This is a genomic window from Paenibacillus sp. SZ31 (assembly GCF_012912005.1).
Taxonomy (GTDB): domain Bacteria; phylum Bacillota; class Bacilli; order Paenibacillales; family Paenibacillaceae; genus Paenibacillus.
Genome location: NZ_JABBEA010000002.1, coordinates 102,191 through 127,366, shown reverse-complemented (window position 1 = coordinate 127,366; position 25,176 = coordinate 102,191). Strand labels below are relative to the sequence as shown.

Here is a 25,176-nt window from a genome sequence, read left to right as displayed (position 1 = left end):
CAGTGTACTACTTTCGTATGACTACAAGCTCCTATAATTCTCTTTACAATACTTTTATCTGATGTGTAATGAATGAATACAAGGAGCGATCATGAGTGAAACAAACAGTTACGAATAAAGTGACAGGTGAACAAATTACGTTTATAGAAACGGCAAAGGATACGAACGGTGAATATTTATTAATTGAAGTCAAACTTCCACCACGTGGCAAAGGTCCACCCCTACATATTCATGACCACTTCGAAGAGGAATTTGAAGTGATCGCTGGTACGCTCACAGTTACCTTGGGTAAAACAAAGCACTTGTTAGAGACTGGAGAACGTTGCATTGCCCCGCTCAAAACGCCACATACATTTACAAACGATCACGATTATCCTGTTGTATTCCGCGTTCGATTAACGCCACCAAGCAAATTCGAGCAATCCGTTCGCATTCATTACGGGCTTATGGACGATGGATTAACCGATGAGAAGGGCAATCCTAAATCTCTCGCCCATACCGCTTTAGTATTAACATTACAAAACACACTGATCATGGGTATTCCACTCTGGCTGCAACGCTGCCTCTTTGGACTAATCATCAAGCGTGCCCGTAAAAAAGGCATTTATGCTGCGCTAGAAAAGTATACGGGACAGGAATTCTGATCAATCGTTTCTGCGGCTGCAAGCATCTCCAATCTAAGTGGACTGACACTCAGCAAAGGTATATTGTCACCTGCATTCAGTATGGAGGAGGTAAACTATAGTGCTAGCGTCAGCAATGAAGTAACTGATCATCAAACATCATGACGCTTACATTACAGGCTATGAGGACGGTACATTCCGGCCAAGTAAGTCGATCACACGTGCCGAGATGGCAGCCATTGTAGCGAGATTCATTGAACAGTCTGAAGTGAATGAGACAAACTTTACTGATGTGAGAGGACATTGGGCCGAAGCTGCGATTACTAAGGTTCAAGCCTACAGTATGCTCTTCTAGGTCGCGAGCCAATTGAGGGGAGTACCATGAAGTGGAACGACGTTGCTGAAGGATTCTGGGCGTATGACGATATTCATGCGGCTTCGAACGTCTATGTAGAGGATGTACTTGCAACGCAATAGTGGTTACTAGAGGGCACCTAATCAGGTGCTCTTTATTTTTTCATTCTGTATACGGTGTTGTAAATATAAAGGAGACAGCTTTTACAAAGCTGCAGCTTATCCCCTCTTCACATACGTTTAGAGGAAGGCTGCGGCTTATATTTGTTGTTATCTATACCCTATTCGCAAAAATTGTTTATGCATCACACAGGCTAGACTCCACATGCATCATAGATTAAAATTCATTTAAGTAGTATCTTAATAAATCCATTTCATCAAAACAAAATTTTGATTATTAAATTCTAATATATATCCTTCTCCCGATACGAAATATAACTTAGATAGGTGTGCATGAACATCAAGATTTTAAGAGACTACATCACAGATCCCCCATTAGAGCTTACTATGTTCATTGAACTATCTATTATACTGGCAGAAATGGTGCAGCGTGAACACGAGCAGAATAGGATCATTGGATACCTTAGCCCTGACCATATCAGCGTGCAGTGGCAGGGGAAAACGGCGCATATAACCTGGCATACGGAAAGTTATGCAGCTTATCATTCTCCAGAGCAATTTGGGCGTTTCAATCTCGTGCCGAATGAACGCAGTGATCTTTACGCATTAGGTGTTATACTCTACGAGTTGTTAACTGGGCAATTGCCTTTTCATGCTGACAATGATGAAGACTGGGGTACCGTGCATACCCGCAAGGTGCCTCAGCCTTTATCTGATTTTCTACCGGAGTTAGACGAAACACTGCAAGCGATACTGATGAAATTACTTGCCAAATCACAGGTGGAGCGTTATCAGAGTACATATGGGGTGCTTGACGATCTAAAGTTGTATCAGAACATGATGGATAACGATGGAGCGTTTACGGCATGGGAAGTGGGACGTTTAGATAAAATCCGGACGCTTTCCCTATCCGATTCGTGGTATGGACGCCGTGCCGAAGTGGTGCAAATGGAGACCGGACTGGAGCAAGCTTTTCAAGGAATGAATGCATTTCGTTGGGTGATAGGCAAAGAGGGAACGGGTAAAACGACGCTTGTCCATAGAATCCAACAAAACGTCGTGCGGCATGGAGGCCGGCTGATTACTATGAAAGCGGAACCTTTCCAACAAAACATGCGGTGTGGTGCGATCCTTCAGGGGATGCGGGAATGGGTCTATCAACTGTGGAGTGAACCTGTTGAACTCATTACACGTCTGAAATCCAAACTGCAAGGCGAGTTCGGACCAGAAATGCAGGTAATCGTCTCCTGCTGGCCCGAGGCCAAGCTGTTGTTCGACAACGATGCGAAGGTAGCAAATATCTCCAGGGAAGCGAAGGTCTGGGACCGGTTTGAAGAATTACTGCCCGACTTGATCTGTTGTATGGCTGAATGCAAGCCACCGCTTGTTCTGTTTATGGACAATCTACAGTGGATCGACAAAGGTACACAAGACGTCATTCAAGAACTTGCATTATCACAAAAAGCGCATGGATTATTCCTAATCGGGGCCTATCGTACGGAGGAGATGATCACTTCCGCTGAGGATGAAGCGAATGCTGATCAAGAGGAATTTCTGGTTTGGTTAAGCCAAAGATGCCGTGCGAATCCAGAGGAACAAGTGACTCTGCTTCCGCTGGCTTACGAGGATGTGAGGAAGCTGATCTCTAATGCTCTATATGAGAAATCCGCTCGCATTCAACTTTTGGCACGGTCTGTCTATGATCAGACAGGTGGTAATCCCGGCTCGGTTCGTCTCTTGCTGGAGGGATGGTTAAAGGAGAACAGACTGAACTTTGACGATGAACGACGTCAGTGGGTATGGGACTCAGAAATAACCCGGCAACGAAGTAGTTCGGAAGAACATCTACGGCTGCTGGAGATGAGCTTCTCCAATCTCAAGGAAGATCGTAAGGAGTTCTTGGCTATGGCGGCCGCAATAGGTCCGGTATTTCAATTAACACTCTTGGCCGAAGTGTATGGCATATCCGTGGATAAGGTATTCTGTAATCTTCAAGAGGCGGAAGCGGAAGGATTTATTTATCGGGAAGACGATGCAGGGCAAGAAGATGGACGGGATTCAATCTATGTGTTTGCTCATGAGTTTATTCACAGAATGGCATATGCCTTCGATTCAGGATGCAATATCCACCGACACCGAGTAATTGGTCAGTTGCTACTGGATCGCACGCCGGAGTCACGCGATAATCTGTCAAGAACAGCGATTGATCATCTGAACTTGGCTGCTTCGGTATTATCGGAGCAAGAAACGAAGCAATTGATCGAGCACAATCTTCAAGCGGGACAAGAGGCTTTGGCATCCGCGCGCTATGCGAAAGGGAAGCATTATGCCGAAAACGGGCTTCATCTTCTTGCAACATACAAAGTGGACGTACCCGTTACACTCGATGTCGGGCTGCAGTTGGTATTAGCATGGACGGAGTATATGGGTGGCAATAGTACACAGGCGAAAAAACTGCTGGTGGACTTGAACCAAGACAGCGATCGACTGAGCCGATCTGAGCGGCTCAAAATCTGGGCACCTTTAATCCAATTCCATGCACTCGCGGACAATGAGACTGCGGTTCAATTTGGAATGGAGGCGCTAGGATCCTATGGTTGGAAGCTTGAGAAGAAAAGTACACTGTTGTCTATAGGCAAGGAAGTGACCCGAACCGCGATCCTCTTACATCGAAAACGGGAGAAACATCTTCTGCTGTCCGACCCACTCGACGAGGATTATGAAGAATTATGCCATGTAATGGAGCTGTTGTTTCTTCCATTGCTTGCACACGATGCGCGATCGCTTCTGGAATTGTATGCCCGATTTATTCGTTATGGGTTGCATAAAGGGGTGAATGAGTCACTAGCCGCCATGATCGGAGCATACGAACTGATTGTGCAAAGGTCATTTCCGAGCTTCGTTCGAGCGACTCCGATTGCTGAGCAGGTGTTTCTGCAAATTGCCAACACCTCTACATTCAGGAAAAAGCATGTATTTACGTTTCTGAGCGGAATAATCAAGCAAATGGACAGTCCTCTGGAATCTTCTGTTGTCCTGTTCAATGCGATGCGTCAAGCGATGGAATCCGGTGATCATGACTTTGCTAATCCCGCCTTAATTTTCAGTGTTATGTGTAATCATGGGAATGTATATGCCCTGAATGATTTGCTCCAATACTTTGAGGAGAACATGCGACATGTTGCCGACGACAAGATACTGGAAATGATGCGGCTGACGAGTAGTTACGCAACAGTGCTGCAAGACGATTCTCTGATCGACAGTTTTGTTGCTATTCCACAAGTGCCGACCGACAGCCAGTTGAAGCAACGGGACGAGGACAATTATAGCTGTGGTCGCCGGCTTGAGGTGGCGTATCTGTCGGGCAGGTACAAGGAAGCGCTATATTGGTCGCAGCGAGGAAGGGGAACCGAATTACATCTGGATTGGATGCAAATTCGTAAACACCGCGTTTACGAGGCTTTGGCATTAACTGGATCTTATTTCGAGACGAATAGGGAGGACCGTAAGCGGATCCGGAAGGCCATACGCGCGCAATTGCGATTAATGAAGAGTTGGCGAGGGTTCTTAGACAGTACGTCCTCTGCATACTTGCTAATCAAAGCAGAGGCTGAACGGATCGCAGGGAATTCGGTGAGCGCCATGCAACAATATACGGCTGCAATCAGGCTGGCGAGAACCGAGAAATACGTGTTGCTGGAAGCCATTGCTTGCGAACGGCTTGCGGTATGTTATCAAGATGATCTGCCCAGCCGATCCGGAGCGGCAATTACGATGATGGATGCATGTGCGGCATACGCCGAATGGGGAATCGCCTTCAAAGTAACTCAGATTAGAAGCAGAGATGCTAAATTGCTGGACCCGATATACAAGCGTTATGAAGGTCCTGTATTACAGGATCGAATCCAAATGACTCAAACTGGCACATCGTTACCTCACCAGAACGGCTCCAAGACGGGTGAAGGCTTGAAGAGTGAAGAGGAACTCGAGCTTGTGCAACGACTCATCCATGGGTTAGCACAGCCGAATAAGGTCGACTGGAAGGTAAATCTCTTGGAAACGGCTTTACGACAAGCCGGAGCAGAGCGTGGTCTGTTGCTGAAGCGTCAAAATAATGAATTCGTTATTGAAGCTAGCCGTTCTGACTGGACTGATCAGGAAAAAGGAGCCGGCCTGTATGCGGAGAGCGTCTTGCGTCATACAACGATGACGGGCAAACCGCTAATTTTGCATGACGCGCTTCAGAGTTTTTGGGTGAAGGATGCTTATATCGCAGCAAGAAAACAGAGGTCGATTCTGTGCATGTCCATTGATGCTCCGGGAGAACAAACTGCCTATCTACTCTACTTGGAAAATCGACAGATGCCGGGTGTGTTCACAAAGAGGGATCTCCAGATGTTGGAGCTTTTTGCGACACGGATCATTTATCTCAAGCTGCTGCATGACGAAGCTGCGAATACAACAATCCCGAGTGCTTTCGAAAGTAACGCCTCGTCTGTGGTTCCTAGTCCCAGTCAACCAGGGCTGACGGAACCGCTGACGGAACGAGAAACGGAAATTATAACAGCAATTGCAAAAGGCTTGTCGAACAGAGAGATTGCCGAACTCTTTGGGATCGCAGAGACGACGGTCAAGACACATACATCTAGAATATACGGCAAGTTGGGTGTAAAACGGCGGGGACAAGCTGTCCTACGTGCCAGAGAGCTACAATTGATAGAGTGACAAACAAGGAAGCGAGCCTTAAGGGGCCGCTTCCTTGTTTTTTGTGGAGTACTACTTTAGTAGGACTTAAATATCCTATGACGAGACTATGATGTTTAGATGGAGTCACATGAAAAGAGGTCATTTTGAACAATAACGAATTGTATGAAAGGAAGTGTACAAGGTGAGAAAGAGAGTTGTCTCGATTGCAAGCTTGCTAGTTGTAATCGTGTGTATGGTATTCATCGTAATTTTTAATAATCAAAGTGTAGTTTCTGCTAACGCTCCACGAGTCACCACAGAACACCCTACACTAAATCCCTTTGATTTTACAAGCTACATATCAGGGGAATTCGTGAAAACTAATCCTGGAGCAACCTTTATTCTTTCAGGAATGACAGTTGAAGAAGCGGGAAATGCAGGTGTACCAAGAGGGGGAAATCATTACATTCAGATGATTGAAAATCATATAGGCGATGGTACCTTAGGCCCTTATTTAATTATTACGTATTCTGAAATTGTTAATATTGAGATAACGGGAGTTGAAGATGGCGGGCTGTATAACACGAATGTAACGCCACAATTCAACACTGGATCAGCAACTCTGAATGGAAGTCCAATTACAAGTGGAACACAGGTTACTGCTGAAGGCTCATACACGTTAACGGTTACAGCAGGCAGTCAAACAGAAACGATTCAATTTTTAATAGTTAAGACCCCCCCGACAGGGACATTCATTGTAAATCAAGGCAACCAATACACGAATAGTTCGTCTGTACGTATTTCAATAAGTCCAGATGCTGGATTAACTGATATCACGCATATCCAATATTCGGTTAATGGAAACCCAATTACACAAATACCTTATGTACCAAGCTTTTTGCTAGCAATAGGAAGTACTGATGGAGATAAGGTCTTAACATTTAAACTAGTTGATCGTGCAGGGAATCAATCAGTAGAGTACAGTTCAACGGTAACATTAGATACCGTGCCACCCACAGGAACAGTTGCCATTAATGGGGGAGCTGCTTACGCAACAGATCGTGAAGTAACCCTCGGGTTTACTTTAGGAGCAGGTGTTACGGATGTTGTAGCCGTTCAGTTCTCGAATGATAATGCTACATGGTCAGCTGAACAGACTTATGAAGCAAATACTGGTTATACTTTACCAGCAGGTGACGGCAGCAAGACGGTTTATGTTCAATTTATTGACCGAGCGGGCAATACGGGCGCAGCACAAGCGAGTATTGTGCTGGATACAACAGCTCCAACAGGAACGCTAACACTTATAACGCCAAGTGTAACGAATGCAACTACTGTATTATTAACGGTAACAAGTAGTAATACAGACTATATGGAGCTAGGCGAGACGGGCCAAGATTATGGCGACCCAGTAGTGTATAGTGCTAGTCCACAATCGTATACATTACAGGATACAGAGGAAGATGGCGTGAAGACGCTGCAGATTCGCTTATCTGATTTGGCAGGAAATACGACAGTGCTTACACAAACTGTAACACTGGATCGTGAAATACCAACAGGAACAGTCGTTGTGAATGAAGGCAAGGCTTACGCAAATGATTCGGATGTAGCAGTTGAAGTGACACCAGCAGCAGGCGTAACAGATATTGTGAATATTCGCTATAGCGTTAACGGGTCAGCACCAACAACCATAGCGTATACGAATAACTTTACAATAGATGTAGGAAGTACAGACGGAGCGAAGGCAATTATTTTACAGCTTATTGACGGTGCAGGAAATGAATCAGTAGAGTACAGTTCAACGGTAACATTAGATACCGTACCACCCACAGGAACAGTTGCCATTAATGGAGGAGCCGCTTACGCAACAGATCGTGAAGTAACCCTCGGGTTTACTTTAGGAGCAGGTGTTACGGATGTTGTAGCCGTTCAGTTCTCAAATGATGAGGCTACATGGTCAGCTGAACAGATTTATGAAGCAAGCCTGAGCTATACATTGCCAGCAGGTGATGGCAGCAAGACGGTTTATGTTCGCATCATTGATCGAGCAGAAAATATAGGCTCGGCCCAAGCAAGTATTGTACTGGACACTACAGCTCCGATCGTTACAGGTGTAACGGATGGGGCGAGCTATAATTCCTCCCGAACCATTACCTTTAATGAAGGTACAGCAACATTGAACGGGCAAAACTTTATAAGTGGCTCACCTGTAGACGTTGAAGGTTCCTATGTACTTGTTGTTACAGATGCCGCAGGTAATTCGATTACCCTTGCATTCACCATTATTAAATATAGTGTAGGCTATGACGGGAATGGAGCTACTGGAGGAGAGGTACCCCTAGATAGTCAAACCTATGAAGCGGGGAGTAGTGTAACCGTCGCTGATAATGTTGGAAGTCAAGTGAAGACTGGATTTACGTTGATTGGTTGGAATACGGAAGCAGATGGAAGTGGGAAAAGCTATGTAGCGAATGATACTTTCCATATAAACGAAGCTGATGTCATGTTGTATGCGAAGTGGAGTATAAACAATTCTTCTAACAATAATGGAGGAGGAAGTAATCCACCACCTCCTCAAAATTCAATACCGGTACCAACACCCAATCCGCAACCTACCCCAGAAGAACCCAAACCTGAACCTGAACCACCTGTCGTTACTTTTGACGACCTTTCAGGACATTGGGCAAAAGGAATGATTGAGGAACTAGCAAGTCAAGGGATAATCGCAGGGTATCCCGACGGTTCTTTTCACCCGAATGAACACATCAAGCGCCATCATATGGCTCTAATATTCACACGTGCTTTCGAGTTTAAACCCATACATGAGGCAGTTTCGTTTTCTGACGTATCACCAAGCCATCCTTACTATGAAGCCATCATGTCACTGCAACAAGCAGGAATAGTCGATGGAGCCAATGGGAATTTTAATCCAAACCATTCGCTGACTCGTGCAGAGATGGCTAAAATTTTGACGCTGGCTTTTGAGATCAAACCAGGTGGAACAGTTGCTTTCCAAGATGTTCCTACAACTCATTGGAGCTATGATTACATCGCTGCACTGGCAGAACTAGAGATTGTACTCGGGGATAACGGCAAATTTAAGCCGGATGAACCCGTGACGCGTGCACAGTTTGTGGCAATGATGTACCGAGCCTTGAATGTTATACAATAAGCATCTAATTACATTAATCAGCAACGTATTCGGAAGGTGCATATCTTAGTTACGGTAAATAGAAAAACACGAGGGACTGCATTCACGCCTCGTGTTTTTTTCTGTATCTTCCTAACTCATGGATGTTGATTGCAGAAACGGTCAATATAATCGGAACATTGCCCAGGCTCATCTTCCATGACGAAATGACCAGCTTTTGGAATGACATGTAGACACGCATGAGGGATATCCTGGACAAGCCTCTTTGCATACATGAGGGGCTGCCATTCATCTTCCTCACCCCATAGAATTTGAACAGGGACCTTCAGCTTGGGTAAATCTGTTCCATAGGATTCAGTATATTTTGCATTATAGTGAGCTACCTGATGGGAGAAAAAAGAAGCTTTCCCCAATGCACCTGTATGGGGTGCCAGATATGCATCCAGTGTATTGCCAGTCATAAGCTCTTTATTATACACTGCCATGGGTAATTGTTTCTTTAGCATGGCATCAAAATCAGCACGAGGCATTCGTTCAACCTGTTCAAGCTGTTCTTCGATAATTTTCTTCCAGGTTGGTGAGGGCCACGAATCATAGCTGGGCATGTTGAGTAACGTAAGCGATTGTACACGCTCAGGTTGTTCCTGAGCCAGTTGGAGGCCAACAATTCCACCCAGATCGTGAGCTACGACATGTAAACGATCCATTCCAAGTTCGTCTAAAAGCTGACTGAACAGCGTATATTGCGCTGCCACAGAAGTATCTGCTTCGAGTGGTCTTTCGGATGCTCCATATCCAAGAAGGTCATGAACGTAGACTTTATACCCTTTTTGAACCAGAGCCGGTATTACTTTTCTCCATTCATAGCTATAAGACGGTGTTCCATGAAGGAGCCATATGGGAGAGCCTTCTCCGTATTGCTCATAAGCGATCCGATATCCATTAATCAAGATGGATGACGTTGCTGCTGTTTGCATAGTAATTACTCCCTTCAATAAACGATTAATATTATAAATTAAATTGGCTGTTAATGAGCTACATTGAATATAAACGATTGCATTCTATTAGTTAAATTGATAGTTTATATGCAAACGATCAGTATTAATGATGTTAAAGAGAAAGGAGCCAATGATGGAAATACGTCATTTGGTCACATTTATTGCGATTGTGGAACACGAGGGATTTACCAAAGCTGCTGAGCATCTTGGATATGCGCAATCTACAATTACATTGCATATCAAGGCATTGGAAGAGGAGATTAACTATCCTTTATTTGATCGAATCGGTAAGCGGGTTATTTTAACGGAGACTGGAAAAAAATTATTGCCACATGCCAAAAAAATGCTTGATCTGTATCATATGATTAAGGAAGTGACCGCTGCACAAGGTGAATTAACGGGTAATATCGTGATCAGTATTGGAGAAACGTTGTTGATCTATCGTTTTCCACCTATTATTGAAGAGTTCAAAAGGTTGCATCCTCTTGTCAATATAGAATGGCACCAATTAGATTCCGTGTATTATAAAGAAAATTTGATGCAAGGTAAAAGTGATATCTCCTTCATGCTAGGGACAGAGATTCATGACTCCAATCTGTACAGTGAGAAATTGGCTGAAGAGCCCATGATGTTGTTGTATCCCAATTCGTTTGAGTTACAACGGGACATTGTGCAGAGCAATTTACTTTTTACCGAAAGAGGTTGCGGTTATCGCACATTGTTTGAACAATGCATTGAGGAGTATCAGATTGGAATTACTTCCAATATTGAATTCTGGAGTATTGAAGCTGTGAAACAGTCGATATTGAGTGGTATGGGCATATCTTTGTTACCTCGAATTACGGTAGAGAGGGAGCTGAAGGACGAAAAACTTTCAGGTCAGCAGTACAAGCAGAATCTAACTACGCAGCTGTTATATCCCAAAAACAAGTGGATCTCTCCCCAAGTAGAAGCTTTTATAGAGATCGTTAGAAAGCACGCCTCCCTCTGGTAAGGAAGTGAGGGTAAGCGTTAAAAATGAATTGAACTTGGTAGGAAACAGTGTTACTCTAAAAGTCTGTGTGTGTGTTCGACAATATATTAAATAATAGTCACCAATTTAGTTATAAAGAAAGGTAACACTATGATAAAAGTTGATAACTTATCCTTCTCATTTCCACAAAAGGAACTATATAACAACATCTCATTTACGTTTGAAGAGGCACAACATTGTGCTTTTATCGGAACAAGCGGCAGTGGGAAAAGTACACTGATCGATATCCTGATGGATCCGGAACGATATTTGTTCGAGGGCAAGTTAGAGATAGACCCTGATTGCAGAATCGGGTATGTGAGTCAGTTTTTGCAAGTAGACAAAACGAAAGAAATGACCGTTTTTGAATATATCGCAGAAGAATTCATCAAGATACAAGATGAAATCACAGCCATTTATGCTGAAATGGAAACCACGTCGGATATGGATTCCCTGATGGAAAAGGTTCAATTGGCTCTGGATGCCTTTGAGGCGATGGATGGGGATAATTTCGAAAAAAACATCAATAAGCAGTTAAACCTTGCCAACCTCATGAAGCTCAAAGATCTTAGTATATCCGCCATAAGCGGCGGGGAATTCAAACTTATTCAAGTGATGAAGGAAATGCTGAATCGTCCAGACTTAATGATTATGGATGAACCCGATGTATTTTTAGACTTTGAAAACCTAAACGCGCTTAAAAAATTGATTAATACCCACAAGGGAATGCTGCTGGTCGTTACGCATAACCGGTATTTGTTGAATCATTGTTTCAACAAAATCATACACCTAGAAAACACAGAACTCCAAGAGTTTGACGGGCGATATATCGATTACAGCTTCTCGTTGCTTCAGACTAAGATCGAGCTGCAAGAAATCGCGGTTGCTGAAGCTGAAGAAATTGAGAGATACGATCACATCATCGACAACCTTAGAGAGATCGCCACGTATAATTCGGAAGCCTCCAGAGGCAGAGCGTTAAAAGCCAGAGTCAAGTTTCAAGAGAGATTGGAAGCACGTCGAATCAAAGAGCCATTTGTCGATATCAAGCAGCCGAATATCCGTTTTGGTATCGATAAAGAAATGGAAGACACCGTTGTGGTTAACGTCAATAATTATAGCGTTTCCTTTGACGAGTTGCTTTTGGAACATGTGAACTTCGAGATCAAATCAACAGATAAAGTAGCTCTGATCGGTCCAAACGGTACCGGGAAAACAACTTTACTGCGAGAAATCTTTAAAAACAATCAGGATTCCATTGAAATCAATGCTGATGTTAAAGTGGCCTATTTATCTCAGGTTCAAGGCGAAATGCTCAAAGATTCGAATACCATACTAAATGAATTCATTGATTCCGGGTTTCAAACGTATGATGAGATTAGATCGTATCTTCCAAACTATGGCTTTGAAGGAGAAATCCTTGATCAAAAGATTGAATCGTTATCTGGCGGAGAAAAAAACATGCTTCAATTGGCTAAAGTTTCTGCCAGTCAAGCCAACGTATTGCTTCTTGATGAACCGACAAGTCATTTAGACATCTATACACAAATTGCTTTGGAGAAAGCCATTGAAGACTACAAAGGTGCGATTATCATGATTTCTCATGATTTCTATTCTGTTGTAAATGGTATGGATTATGTTTTAATTATTGAGGACAAGACGATTAGTAAAATGAGTATAGAAGAATTTAGACAGATGATTTATGCTAGTCATTTTGATGAAGACTATCTAGAAAATGAACAAAAGAAAAAGTCTGTTGAAATGAAAATAGAATTGGCTTTAAAAGATACTAATTTTGAACTTGCAAAGAGTTTGGTTGATGAGTTAGAAGAGCTGATTAAGTTGCTTTAAGTTACAACTCTCTAATAAAATGATAGACCAGAAAAAAGTCGCTATCTTAGCGACTTTTTTTGTTCGGAAGACCAATGGAAGGTAAATAATTGTTGACCGATCGTTCCCAAGTAAGTTATATTTAATCACGAAAAGAAAATAATGCACCCTGTTGAGAATGAACATTCTCAATCATATGACCTCTAGTTTCCAACACCTAAGAATTAATTTTGTATTTTTAGAACGATCGTTTTAGAAACGGGTATTTTACAGTATGCTATTTAAATGGAAAAATCAGTTTTTGCACATTTCAAATGGATTAATGAAACAACTGCTAAAACATTCGTTTCGGAGAATAACCTAATAGGAGGAGTGTAACATGCGTTTTCTCGTTCATGTCAAAATTCAACCGGATGCACCGCAGGAAGAAATTGCGGAACAATTGCCAGCAGAACAAGCACGGTTCGCAGAATTGGTGGAGCAAGGCGTGATCAATAAGTTTTATCTCTCTCACACGAGGGACGAGCACTGGTCCATTTGTATCGCTGACAACCAAGATGCTTTAATTATCGCATTGGAAACTTTACCGTTTTATAAATTTATGATCATAAATTACACCGAACTGGTTGACGAATAACACCTAAAAACAAGACATTAATCATTCTTTACTTATCGTTCCCAATATGTTAAGTTATTTTCGGGAGGGACTTTTATGTCAAGAAGTAAAGAGTTTGAAGTAAATGTAGTTTTGGACAAAGCAATGATTCTTTTTTGGGAACAAGGTTATGAGAAGACATCCATGAGTGATTTGGTTAAGCATATGGGTATCCATCGTAGAAGCTTGTATGACACATTTGGAGATAAACATTCGTTATTTCTACAGGCTATGGATCGTTACATCAACAAAAGTAACGTTATGCTTACTGGAGAGGTTAAACAATCTAAGACTGCAAAAGAAGCTTTGCAGAAGATTTTTAGATTCATGGTCTTAGAAGAAGCAGATTCCGTTTCTGGTTGCCTACTAGTGAATTCGGTCACGGAACTGTCTGCACGAGATTCAGATGTAGATACCAGAACTATTAAATCATTCGAATTAACAGAGCTAATGTTTGAACAAGTTATTCTCTGGGGGCAGCGGGATGGAGAATTTTCTCTCGATTACGATGCAAAGGAAATGGCTGAAAATCTGCATACTTTATCCGTTGGAATTAGAGTAATGGCAAGATCCTCAATGGATAAAGAAAAACTATTTCGTATCGTTGATATATCAATGGGGCAATTAATAGTGTAAATTTTTTAAACTTATTAGAATATTCATTCTCAAAAAAGTTTTCCCTTTGCGATTGAGTGTCTAAGGCACCTCTAACTGACCACTTTGCTAAAGAGGGCTAAATACGATTCTTGTGGTAAGACACTTATCATTCCAGGAGCAATTCATTGATTAGAGCTCGTACAGAGCATGTAGATCGTTCATCAAAAAGAAAACTATAAATTAGGTGTGAAAATAGATGATATATCCGAGATCCGAAGAGGGAAGACCATAGAATTCTTTTTCATTCGAATTCGGCAGGAATACGGGTATAACATTTTAAATATATAGTTTGCTCAATTCAAATGAAACAATAAGTAGTTAGAACAAGAGGAGGCAATCACATGCTTTACTACGAATCTCCCGAGGCTCTGGTCTCATGGAACCAAGAACTTAAAGCGGTTATTATAGAATGGAAGGGGTTCGCTACCCGAGATCAATACCAAGTCCCTTTGAACAAAAGCTTAGAACTATTAATCGCTAAAAAAGCTACAAAATCAATCGCAAACACATTAAAATTCTCGGCAATTTCACCAGCTGATCAACAATGGTTCTCAGAAGTTTGGTTTCCAAGGGCAGAAGAAGCAGGTTTGAAATACTTAGCTCTCATTACTCCAGAAAAAGCAGTCGCTAGATCGATTTTAAATAGACTGGACTCTGTGCTTGTAGGTAACCATGTCACTGAAACCTTTGATTCTCTGGAAAAAGCAGAGCAATGGTTGGCTTCTCAAACGAAATAAGTAGCCAAAATTCAACCATCGGGACTATAATATTAATAAAGTACAAGAGCCACACTTACTGTGGCTCTTTCGTTTTGATGTAGTATAGTGAACAAGAGGTGGAAAACAGCTATGAAAAATAGAAACATTACAGGTATTGTAGTGGCCATAATTTATTGTGTTGTTCTTTACGTTTTTTTAACTGATTCCCCATCTGGTGAAGCTCCAAATAATCCACTTTGGGTTTATTTATTGATTCCACTTGGATCTATTGTCATTACGTCTTTTTTTGATTATGTGATCAAGTTCGATTTCTTTAGAAAAAAGAAGTAATGGAACGCTTATAGACTAAGTAGCTCGTTTAAGAATTAATTCAAGTCGTGTTTTTTCATCTTGAATATCTACTGGCTTTGAAAACACATTTTTGTTCTGCACCGCTGCAATCATCAACGATTGTTCATTTACGTTGTTCAACCCTAACTTGAATCTCAGTCAAGTATTGGTCTGACATCATCGTATCACGATTATCAATTTCGTAAACTTCAAAAGGGTCTCCTAAAAGGGAAAGGTCATTCTCTTTTGCATACTTCACAACTTCCATTACCTTTTCATAACTTTGTTCATAGCTGCCACGGTAATGGAGTGATAAATAATCTCCCGCAGGAAGAAAATAATCAAAATCTAAGGTATCGGTACACTCAGAATCAAAAATAAAAAAGACAGAATGGAAGACACCTTTAATTCCCTGGCTTACCTCGTGTAAGGATATAGATGCACCGTATAATTGATTGCTCAGATCGGTAATGTACGCGTTATGAATCCGGTGTAGCATTTTAATGGCATAATCCATTTCTTCATCCCTGGTGATCCGTTCATCAAACTTCAAACAAGGACGATTCGGTAACGTTTTAATAGAAAATACACCCGTTTTAATGTTCATCGCTGCAGTAATCACATCAATTCTATTTTTCAAAATATTTTGTCTTGATTCAAGTTTGGCCGTTCGATCACGTATCAATTCCTGCTCTTGATATAATAATTCAAGTGTGGTCTCAATACTCTGTTTATCCAGATATTCTCTAATTTGATCCATTGTAAAATCTAACTCACGCAAATCACGTATAATATTTAATTTATATATGTCATGTAGGCTATATAATCGATATCCATTTTTATCACGACGAGGGATCAATAAACCTAGTTTTTCGTAATAACGTAAGGAGTCTACACCAATTCCATATAGTTGTGATATTTCTTTGATTTTGTAATTATTTTTAATCATCGTATCTCCTCATAGTCAGCTCTTCTTATTTAATTATGGATTACAGCCACATCGTACACTTCTTTATACAAGACATGTCTTACTTTTTCAAATTCGATGGAAGACAAATGATCCGGAAAGCTCATTATCTTCAGGGGCAAAGGCTTAAACCCTGTACGAAGTGGCGGCTGAACGTAAGGAAATTCACATAACTGAAACCCTAATCGTTTGTAAAATCCTATCCTTCTCTGATTTATCTCATTCATGGGTAACTCAACTTCTAATACAATCGGCAGAGTTGCTTGTTCCATAAAACGCTCCATGAGCTTTTTACCGATGCCTCCACCGCGGATACTAGAAGAGACTGCCACATTTTCAACATAACTGAATTCATCGAACTTCCAGCCTGCAAGGAATCCAATCACATTTTGCTGTTCATTCTTCTCCGTAAGGAGAGAATAACGTGGATGAGTTAGTAGCAGCTTTTGTTCTTGATAGTCCCGGTATTCGGCTTCGGGGAAGGACTCCTTCATAATATCGAAAACTTGATCAAAAATTTGAATATTGTTCATTCCAACCACTCCCAAACATCTTAATCGAATAACATCACGATAAACCCTAGTATCGTACCAGAGTCAAGTGTTAGTCATTAAACTGATGCATGAAATGAGAGTGTTTTTTGAAATCAATGTAAATTTAACTGGAAGTAATATCTAAAGCAATTGTCGAAAGAAGAATTGGATAAAATATACATCCAACCTATCGGAGGACGATCGGTGTATAAGTAAAAGCAAAATAAGGGCCATCCTGCGAAGGATGGCCCTTTAAACTTGCCGTTACAGACAGCGGCCCTTTAAGAATAGGGCGTAATCCCTTTTGAATATAGGTTCTCCACTACCTTGAAAAATTCTTGTGAAGATAAATCCTTTTGACGCTGGAGCCATAGGTTTCGTTTTACAAACGGTAAGTTATACGTCACGCGGGAACAAAGAGAGTTTAATCAAAAAATAACACATTGGTCCATATGATTTCGGGATTTTTCCATATTACGATAACAATCGCAATATAATGAGAAGAACGATAAAGGAGATAAGAAAAAACAGGATAACCCTTCTCAGAAATGGTGGGGGAGTGGGATTAGTGTGGTGTTAATCTTCTGAACTAGTGAGTAGAAATTTTCCGATAATATTCTCGTTGCTATCGTACAATTTTATATACTTATCGACTTTAAATTGTAAACCATTTCTAGGAAAAAATCCTTTTACAATCATTGTCAGTACGTTATAATACAATCACCAGCTTGATTACCCAACAAAGTGAAATATTGTAATTAAATATTGGAGGTCTGGTTATGGTCAAGAAGAAAATTTCCAAAGCCCTCAGCGCAGCTTTAATCGTTTCTATGCTGGCTGCTGGCGTGATCGTCGCTATCCAAGGTAATACAACGTTAGAGGTAGCGAAGTCAGCAGGGGATAAAAAGGTTGAAGTTATTAAATGAAGAAGCGACACTTTAACCTCAGCTCGGTTAAAGTGTCGCGGACAAGAACATATTCCCATTGAAGTCGCTATCTTAGCGACTTTTTTTGTTACAATTCCCAAGTCTGTTCATAAAGAACGGATGACTACCGTATTACCAAGGCAGTTCTGTATCCATATGGAAGAACTTTCCTGTTGGTCCGTCCGCAGGCAACGTGGCAAGCATTACGCTTGTCTTACCGCCATCTTCAAGATCCATATCAGCGTATTTTCCGCCCAGTGGAGTCTTCACCCAGCCAGGATAAGCCGAATTCACTTTAATTGGTGTATCCTTCAGCTCATGTGCAAGATGGGTCGTAAAGGTATTCATTGCCGCCTTCGAGGCATCGTAAGCAAGCAGCTTGACATCATAAATTTGAGCCTCGGGATTGGAATGGAGTTTATTCGATCCAAGCGCACTGGATACATTAACAATTCTTCCGGCTGGCGCTTTGCGAATTAACGGCAGCAGTAGTTGAGTTAATTCAACCATACTGAAGAAATTGGCATCGAAGGTTTCACGCATAACGCTCGGCGAAACGGTACTTGTTTCATTCATCGGTGAAAGATCTTCAATCTCGATCTGTATCCCAGCATTATTAATCAACATATCAAGCTTACCGTACCGCTGTTCGAAAAAATTGTAAGCAACTTGAAGGTCTTCGGCTAGATTGACGTCCAATTTGATATTCTCCGCTTGGATTCCCTCCGAACGAAGTGTATCCACAGCAACCTCCCCTTTCTCCAAATCGCGTGACCCAATAACGACCGTGGCGCCAAGCTTACCTAATTGACGTGCTGTTTCCAATCCAATACCACGATTTCCTCCAGTTACAAAAGCAACTTTACCATCCATGTTTATAGTCATTTTAAAATTCCCCCTTGAGATTTATTTTATACAGTTCTTTGACTTAGCCTTGATGATTTTAAGATTAGCATCGCACCTAAAATGAATGCCGCTTTTGATTAAATTCAAGAACAATCATTCTAATTATGTTAAAATTTTAGCCCAGGACTGCTAAAGTTGTAGCTTCTTCTGTGAATGCACTTGCCCTGGAAAAGCTCTTCTATGGAAGTTTTTCGATTACTTCTCGCCATAATCATTCTCACGCTTTTTGCTGCACCACCCCTGTCTGCAAATTCATATTATCATATTGAGAACGATCGGTAAAGTATTTTTTTAATTGAGCTGTACCCCTTATCGATGGGGGGTTACCGATTGCACCGTAAAAACAAACAACCGTCTCTTGTACACTAATGTGTGGAGAGGCGGTTGTTTGTTTTGTATAGAGAATGAAATCGTGATGAATTTGAGAAGCTCCAAAAAGGGGCTAGACGTTCTTGGTTTTAGAGAGAGGATTCATAGACCCTGTTTGATTAAACTCCAGATGCGTTCAAACCTGTCCTGATAGTCTGGTAAATTCCAGGATTCTTTGAAGGACGGGAGGCTAAACACGGCAAACGCAGAGAGAATTGCTTCTGCCCGTTCCATGTGGGGATCCTGATAGTCCATGAAGCCGTCAATAATTTGGTAGGAATCCCAGAGAACTTCACGTAATACCAGTGGATTGCTGTCAACATATTGTGTATTCAAGGCGAACATTTTGGCATTCTCGTTATAGGCACGTTTTTTTGCGTTAGCAAATGCCCAAAGCCAATCGTGGAGCAATTCCTGTGGATTAGCCATATTAGTCATGTCTATTTTGATTTGTTCTGAAATTATCCGGTTGAACCAGCTCTTCGACACAGCTGCCCAGAGCTCTTGCTTATTTTTAAAGTGTTTATAAAGCGCTGCGTGGGTGATACTTAATTCATCCGCAATTTGAGAGAGGGTCACTTCAGTTTTTTCCGTGCGTTCAATTAACGCTTCCGCTGTTTCAATAATGAGCTCTTGTGTGATTTTAGCCACTTTGCTGCCAACCCTCTTTCTTCATTACATCCCAATAATCGTTTATACACCTGCCTGTATTTTAGCATACAGAACAATGAGTAACAATTGTTGACTTTTGTAACCTCTGGCATTATGCTTGTCACACAAGTTACAAAAACAAATAAATGTTACTTGTTATTCAGCGCATAGGAGGCTATTCATTATGAAAGCAGCACAAATTAACAAATACTCAAAAAAGTTCATAGTAGAAATTAATGATATTCCAGTCCCAGATATAAATGATAACGAAGTCTTGGTCAAGGTGAAAGCGGCGGCGGTTAATCATTTAGAATTACTCATCGGTACTGGAAGTGTGAAGCTGATTCAGGATTATGAGTTCCCTTTGACCCTGGGTAATGAGCTAACAGGTGTTATTGAAAAGGTTGGTAAGAACGTCCAGGGATTTAAAGTTGGCGATGCAATTTACTCACGCCTGCCACTACAAAAAATCGGTGCCTTTGCGGAATACGCAGCGATTCATGAGGATGCCATCGGGCACTTGCCCGCTAATCTCGATTTTGTAACTGGTGCTGCTGCGCCATTAACAGGATTGACTGCTTATCAAGGTTTGCATGAAGAATTGGCTGCCAAAGCTGGCGAAAGCGTGTTTATCCCCGGGGGTTCTGGTTCATTTGGCCAAATGGCTATTCCTATCGCCAAAAGCATGGGGCTGAGGGTCATCGTTAGTGGAAATCCGCAAGCACGTGAACGGACAATGGCGACTGGAGCAGACCAATATATTGATTACACGACTGAGAATTATTGGGAGCAGCTTAGTAATGTAGATTATGTGATGGATACGTTGGGACCAAGCGAATTTGATCATGAACTTTCCATTATTAAATCAGGAGGTCGCCTTCTTTCCCTACGGACCGGCCCTAACAAACGTTTCGCCGAACATATGGGATTGCCAGGTTGGAAACAAAAGCTCTTCACCATTGCCGGGGCTAAGTATGATCACAAAGCGAAGAAAAAGAAGATTCAATATCATTTCATTTTTGTTCGCAGTGATGGTGAACAATTAAAGAAAATCACCAAGATTATTGAAGATAACGGGATTGTACCAGCGGTGGACCCCACTGAATTCCACATTGAAGATATTAACGAGGCTCTGAAGCTTGTTGCAACTGGTCATCCTAAAGGAAAAGTCATTATCCGATTTTAAGGAGAGCACCTAATGAAAGCTGCACAAATTGCTGGATATTCCAAAACACTTGAAGTGGAAATCAACTCAATCGATATTCCATCAATCACATCAACTCAGGTTCTGATTAAGACTAAGGCAGCCGGTGTTGATCCCCACCTTGTTTTGGCGATTACAGGCAAAGTTAAGTTGTTTGATCACTACGACTTTCCATTGACTCTGGGCAACGAGTTGGCTGGAGTTGTGATCGACGTCGGCGCTAGTGTTATGGATTTTAAGGTGGGTGATCACGTGTACACCATGCCACCGCTTGATAAGATGGGGGCGTTTGCCGAATATGTCGCAGTAGATGCGGCAATCGTGGCTAAGATGCCAGCCAATCTTTCCTTTAAAGAAGCAGCGGCCGTGCCATTGTCTGCTTTGACGATCATCCAAGCTCTAGATATTTTAGGTGCTCAACAAGGCAGTAAATTATTTATCTCTGGAGGCACGGGGGGCTTTGGACAGATTGCCATACCTTACGCGAAGTCACAAGGACTGTTTGTGACCGTCAGTGGTAGTGGGTCTGCGCGTGATTTGGCCAATCGACTCGGTGCAGATGAGTTTATCGACTATGAAACGCAGGACTATACTCACATACGGAGAGACTACGATTATGTTATTGATACCCGTGGCGCCAGTGAAATTAGTAAACATATGAAGCTACTAAAACCCGGTGGTACATTATTGGCGTTAAGCGCTGGTCCCAATGCCCGTTTCGCTAATCGAAGCGCAGACTTGTCAACGGGGAAAAAGATTCTTTTCAGTTTACTGGGCTTGCCTTTTGATGGGCTAGCCAAATGGCATAAGAAGAGTTATGACTTTCTGTATGTACAGCCGAATGGTCAGCAATTAACAGTTTTTACACAGTATATTGAAAAAACAAACATCAAGCCGGTGATTGATTCCGAGTACACGTTTGACCAAGTGAATGCTGCGATTGCTAAAATTGCGACAGGGCATAGCCGAGGGAAAGTTCTGTTACAAGTAGAAGATGGAGGTCAATGAATTATGGCAACTAACTATTCATATGTAAAAGCACCAAATCTAAGTATTAAGACGGCTGATGGAACAGTTTACGCATACCGTGAACTAGGAGAGAAAAAGGGTATCCCCGTTATATTTTTCACCCATTTATCTGCTAATCTGGACAACTGGGACCCACGCGTAGTGGATGGTATTGCCAAAAAACATTGGGTCATTGCATTTGATAATAAAGGTGTTGGACTTTCTAGTGGGAAAGTCCCAGATACGATTGAACAAATGGCAAGAGATGCGTTGACGTTCATTCATGCATTGGGATTTGAGCAAATCGATATTTTGTCATTTTCGATGGGGGGTATGATTGCACAAGAACTCTTGGCCATCGAACCAAGACTGGTTCGTAAACTTGTTTTGTCAGGAACAGGCCCGCGTGGTGGTGAAGGCATAGAACATGTTACGAAACTTTCTGATCGTGATTTGATACGTGCGATCTTCACGTTGAGAGATATTAAAACCTATTTATTCTTCACGCGAACAGATCATGGCAAACAGAAAGCAAAAGAATTCTTGGTTCGGCTCAAAGAACGTAAAGAGGCGCGAGATAAACAGATTAGTATCAAAGGATATCGTAGACAACTTAAAGCCATCCACGAGTGGGGAATGGCAAAACCCGCTGATTTGTCAAAAATTACGCAACCTACCCTTGTAGTAAACGGTGATGATGACAGAATGGTACCTACACCTAACTCCTATGATTTGGCACAACGTATTCCAAATAGCAAGCTCATTATTTATAAAGATTCCGGTCACGGTGGGATTTTTCAATATCATGATGAATTTGTGAAATCAGTAATAGCATTTTTTAGATAATACTAACACGGGCTATCTCTGAAACTAAAACTAATCTCACGGACACTTATGATGAAGGCTGATGAATAAATTGATCTCCGGTTTCATTGCTTGTGATAATTGAATGGATTAGCATTACATTTTATTCTTTATCGATCATTCTAAATATGTTATATTGAGTGTGGAATGAGGGGACCAGAATGATGCGGTACAGAGAATTTGAAGAAAATAAAGCAGTAATAAAGTTTTCTTCTTGATGAGATTCTTCTTTTTACCAATTATAGAACGATCATTCTTGTTTTGTTAACATATCCCTTCATCTAATAAGAAATCTACACAATAAAAGGAGATAATAAAAATGAAAATTTCTGAACAAGTCGCATTTGTTACTGGAGCAAACCGAGGATTTGGCCGCCATCTTGCCCTTGAACTTCTATCAAGAGGGGCGAAAGTATATGCAGGTGCAAGAAACCCGGAGACTATTGATATTCCAGGTGTTACACCAGTTAAGTTGGATATTACCAACCCTCAAGAAGTTGCAGCTGCTGCTATGATCGCTCAGGATGTTACCGTGCTAATCAACAATGCAGGTTCATCAACAGGAGCGTCTTTACTAGACGGTGATCCTGAAAAAATAGATTTGGAATTTAATACACACTTTTTCGGTACACTGTCCATGGTTCGGGCATTTGCACCGATCATAGAGAACAACGGGGGAGGATCCATTTTGAATATCCTTTCCGGATTATCATGGTTTAGTTCGGGAACTTTAGGCGCGTATACGGCTGCCAAGGCTGCAGAGTGGGCATTAACGAATGACTTACGATTAAATCTATATCCACGCAATGTAAGAGTAGCTGGTCTACATGTTGGCTTTATGGAGACAGACATGACCGCTAACGTAGATATGCCTAAATCCAATCCTGCAGATATCGCGAAAATAGCTATTGACGGCATAGAATCTGACAGCTTTGAAATTATTGCAGATGAAGTTAGTCGTCAAGTACAAGCTGGACTTGCCGGTGGTGTAGCTGCACTATACCCACAACTTTCTAAATAAAAAACGAGTTTAACTACAGAGGAGTTGTTCAACATGATGGCGTGCCACTGTAATGGCACGTCATGTGGTATTTATGAAAGACTCTAGTAGATCTATCTGTACGATAACTGGGCTAATCCGGAGAGCACGACTCAGTAGATGTCGCGGGACAATAACATTGTGTCATTGAAGTCGCTAATTTAGCGGCTTTTTTAGTTTATCCGTATAAGTTCTTTTAGCCTAGCGTTGTGTCCCATGAGTTCCTAACTCCTGAAAGAATATAGGTACATTTGATTTCACATTAAATTTGATATAAAATACTATCAAAAGGTACTTTTTATTATCATTTAAAAGGTAGTCATCACTATAAGTTAGTTTGAAGCAGGAGTACCCAGACAGAATTGTAGTTTATTGCACAAATATTAAATATGAGGAGGAGCGATTATGAAAGAAAAAATCATTATTATAGGCGCTGGAATTAGTGGGCTTTCATTAGCAATTTTTTTGAAAAAGGCGGGAATTGATTGCGCAGTGTACGAGAACTATCCTTACAAGCGAATTGAAGGATCTAGTTTTCGAATTAACAAAAGTGGTGTGCACGTGATAAAAGAATTAGGGATAGAAGAACACATCAAAATGAGTAGTCATTCTGCTGATCGGATGAGACTCTTAACGACTGACAATACGGAAATTGCCTCAATAAATTTAATGCAGGATTCGACTTTCAGTAGAAGATCTATTTACATGCAGCGTTCCGATCTTGTTGAAATTTTGATGAGACAGGCTAAATCTAGTGGCGTTGAAGTACATTATAATAAAAAACTCACCCGTTTCTCCGAGGACGCTTCGAGTGTGACTGCTTATTTTGAAGACGGTCAACAGGAAATGGGAAGTTTGTTAGTTGGTGCAGATGGTTTACATTCAACAGTAAGAAACCAAATGTTTCCTGATCATCTATTACGTTATGCAAAATCATGGGCGTTATATGGAATCGCATCATTTCAGGATATTGATAGTAAACATGTACAAAACCTAATGAATGGGGATGAATTATTTTATTTTTCGGAGAATGCCAATTTCTTATTTTCTAAAAGCCATCCAACCGACGAATTAAACCTATCTTGGCAAGCATCTGGATATCAAGAGAGGAAGATTCCAAAAGAGAAATTCGAACTTAGGAATCTGGATGAACTCAAATCAGATTTGGTAAAACGTTATGGTGAACATGGAGCGTTGTCAGAGATTATCAAGAAATCATTTAACATTATTCCTAAACAAATATATTGTGTTGATCCTATTCCTAGCTGGTCTAAAGGGCGGGCTGTAGTAATTGGAGATTCTGCACATACCATAAACCCCAACACTGGATATGGAAGCTCCGTGGCTTTAGAGGACGCCATGTACTTAGCTAAAATGTTACAGAAACACCATTATACTGACGCGTTGTATTATTTAGAAGCTGATCGCAAAGATCGTATAAATGCCATACAGAATAGCTTGGAAATATTTGATGTAAGTAAAGGGTTCGATTTCAGCAATGGTTTTGATATTGGTTTGTTTAGCGGATCTACTATTGATCCAAATTACAAGATTCATTGGGAAAATTAATAGAT

At 41.3% G+C, this 25,176-nt stretch carries 20 protein-coding genes; 15 read left to right on the top strand and 5 right to left on the bottom strand.

Annotated elements, in window-relative coordinates; translation table 11 throughout:
- Positions 1 to 95: 95 nt before the first annotated feature.
- From HF638_RS05265 to HF638_RS28855, 4 genes are all read left to right on the top strand, one after another.
- Positions 96 to 644 (top strand): cupin domain-containing protein, encoded by a 549-nt coding sequence (locus HF638_RS05265; RefSeq protein ID WP_169479247.1) that lies wholly within the window; start codon positions 96 to 98, stop codon positions 642 to 644.
- 124 nt (positions 645 to 768) lie between these two features.
- Positions 769 to 978 carry an S-layer homology domain-containing protein gene (locus tag HF638_RS28985; protein WP_169479652.1) on the top strand — a complete coding sequence of 70 codons (210 nt, stop codon included), beginning with the start codon at positions 769 to 771 and terminating at the stop codon, positions 976 to 978.
- 452 nt (positions 979 to 1,430) lie between these two features.
- Positions 1,431 to 5,822 (top strand): AAA family ATPase, encoded by a 4,392-nt coding sequence (locus HF638_RS05255; RefSeq protein WP_169479246.1) that lies wholly within the window; start codon positions 1,431 to 1,433, stop codon positions 5,820 to 5,822.
- Positions 5,823 to 6,156: 334 nt separating this feature from the next.
- Positions 6,157 to 8,955 (top strand): S-layer homology domain-containing protein, encoded by a 2,799-nt coding sequence (locus HF638_RS28855; protein ID WP_169479245.1) that lies wholly within the window; start codon positions 6,157 to 6,159, stop codon positions 8,953 to 8,955.
- A 116-nt stretch (positions 8,956 to 9,071) separates the two neighbouring features.
- Here the strand turns inward: HF638_RS28855 and HF638_RS05245 are convergent, their stop codons facing one another.
- Positions 9,072 to 9,911, bottom strand: coding sequence for an alpha/beta fold hydrolase (locus tag HF638_RS05245; RefSeq protein WP_169479244.1), 840 nt, complete (start codon positions 9,909 to 9,911; stop codon positions 9,072 to 9,074).
- Positions 9,912 to 10,062: 151 nt separating this feature from the next.
- Here HF638_RS05245 and HF638_RS05240 point away from each other — a divergent pair, with 151 nt between their 5' ends.
- From HF638_RS05240 to HF638_RS05220, 5 genes are all read left to right on the top strand, one after another.
- Positions 10,063 to 10,926, top strand: a complete 864-nt coding sequence (locus tag HF638_RS05240) for a LysR family transcriptional regulator (RefSeq protein WP_169479243.1) — start codon at positions 10,063 to 10,065, stop codon at positions 10,924 to 10,926.
- 129 nt (positions 10,927 to 11,055) lie between these two features.
- Entirely contained in the window at positions 11,056 to 12,795 is a 1,740-nt protein-coding gene (locus tag HF638_RS05235) for an ABC-F family ATP-binding cassette domain-containing protein (protein ID WP_169479242.1), read from the top strand.
- Positions 12,796 to 13,153: 358 nt separating this feature from the next.
- A complete protein-coding gene (locus tag HF638_RS05230; RefSeq protein WP_169479241.1) occupies positions 13,154 to 13,411 on the top strand; it encodes a muconolactone Delta-isomerase family protein in 258 nt (85 codons plus the stop codon).
- A 75-nt stretch (positions 13,412 to 13,486) separates the two neighbouring features.
- A complete protein-coding gene (locus HF638_RS05225; RefSeq protein ID WP_169479240.1) occupies positions 13,487 to 14,065 on the top strand; it encodes a TetR/AcrR family transcriptional regulator in 579 nt (192 codons plus the stop codon).
- 362 nt (positions 14,066 to 14,427) lie between these two features.
- Positions 14,428 to 14,823 carry a hypothetical protein gene (locus HF638_RS05220; protein WP_169479239.1) on the top strand — a complete coding sequence of 132 codons (396 nt, stop codon included), beginning with the start codon at positions 14,428 to 14,430 and terminating at the stop codon, positions 14,821 to 14,823.
- 436 nt (positions 14,824 to 15,259) lie between these two features.
- Here the strand turns inward: HF638_RS05220 and HF638_RS05215 are convergent, their stop codons facing one another.
- Both HF638_RS05215 and HF638_RS05210 read right to left on the bottom strand, forming a co-directional pair.
- Positions 15,260 to 16,084, bottom strand: a complete 825-nt coding sequence (locus HF638_RS05215; RefSeq protein ID WP_211175517.1) for a MerR family transcriptional regulator — start codon at positions 16,082 to 16,084, stop codon at positions 15,260 to 15,262.
- Between the two features lie 29 nt (positions 16,085 to 16,113).
- Positions 16,114 to 16,635, bottom strand: coding sequence for a GNAT family N-acetyltransferase (locus HF638_RS05210; protein WP_169479238.1), 522 nt, complete (start codon positions 16,633 to 16,635; stop codon positions 16,114 to 16,116).
- 779 nt (positions 16,636 to 17,414) lie between these two features.
- On the opposite strand from HF638_RS05210, the gene HF638_RS05205 reads away from it, so the two are divergent.
- Positions 17,415 to 17,561 (top strand): hypothetical protein, encoded by a 147-nt coding sequence (locus HF638_RS05205; protein ID WP_169479237.1) that lies wholly within the window; start codon positions 17,415 to 17,417, stop codon positions 17,559 to 17,561.
- Positions 17,562 to 17,693: 132 nt separating this feature from the next.
- On the opposite strand, the gene HF638_RS05200 is transcribed toward HF638_RS05205, so the two are convergent.
- Both HF638_RS05200 and HF638_RS05195 read right to left on the bottom strand, forming a co-directional pair.
- Positions 17,694 to 18,446, bottom strand: a complete 753-nt coding sequence (locus HF638_RS05200) for an SDR family oxidoreductase (RefSeq protein ID WP_211175516.1) — start codon at positions 18,444 to 18,446, stop codon at positions 17,694 to 17,696.
- A gap of 492 nt (positions 18,447 to 18,938) precedes the next feature.
- Complete coding sequence (locus HF638_RS05195) at positions 18,939 to 19,487, bottom strand: TetR family transcriptional regulator (RefSeq protein ID WP_169479236.1); 549 nt, start codon at positions 19,485 to 19,487, stop codon at positions 18,939 to 18,941.
- A gap of 184 nt (positions 19,488 to 19,671) precedes the next feature.
- On the opposite strand from HF638_RS05195, the gene HF638_RS05190 reads away from it, so the two are divergent.
- From HF638_RS05190 to HF638_RS05170, 5 genes are all read left to right on the top strand, one after another.
- Complete coding sequence (locus HF638_RS05190) at positions 19,672 to 20,673, top strand: NADP-dependent oxidoreductase (protein WP_169479235.1); 1,002 nt, start codon at positions 19,672 to 19,674, stop codon at positions 20,671 to 20,673.
- A gap of 12 nt (positions 20,674 to 20,685) precedes the next feature.
- Entirely contained in the window at positions 20,686 to 21,699 is a 1,014-nt protein-coding gene (locus HF638_RS05185) for an NADP-dependent oxidoreductase (RefSeq protein WP_169479234.1), read from the top strand.
- Between the two features lie 3 nt (positions 21,700 to 21,702).
- A complete protein-coding gene (locus HF638_RS05180) occupies positions 21,703 to 22,545 on the top strand; it encodes an alpha/beta fold hydrolase (protein WP_169479233.1) in 843 nt (280 codons plus the stop codon).
- A gap of 337 nt (positions 22,546 to 22,882) precedes the next feature.
- Positions 22,883 to 23,584 carry an SDR family oxidoreductase gene (locus HF638_RS05175; RefSeq protein ID WP_169479232.1) on the top strand — a complete coding sequence of 234 codons (702 nt, stop codon included), beginning with the start codon at positions 22,883 to 22,885 and terminating at the stop codon, positions 23,582 to 23,584.
- A 423-nt stretch (positions 23,585 to 24,007) separates the two neighbouring features.
- Entirely contained in the window at positions 24,008 to 25,171 is a 1,164-nt protein-coding gene (locus HF638_RS05170) for an FAD-dependent oxidoreductase (RefSeq protein ID WP_169479231.1), read from the top strand.
- The last annotated feature ends 5 nt before the right edge of the window (positions 25,172 to 25,176 follow it).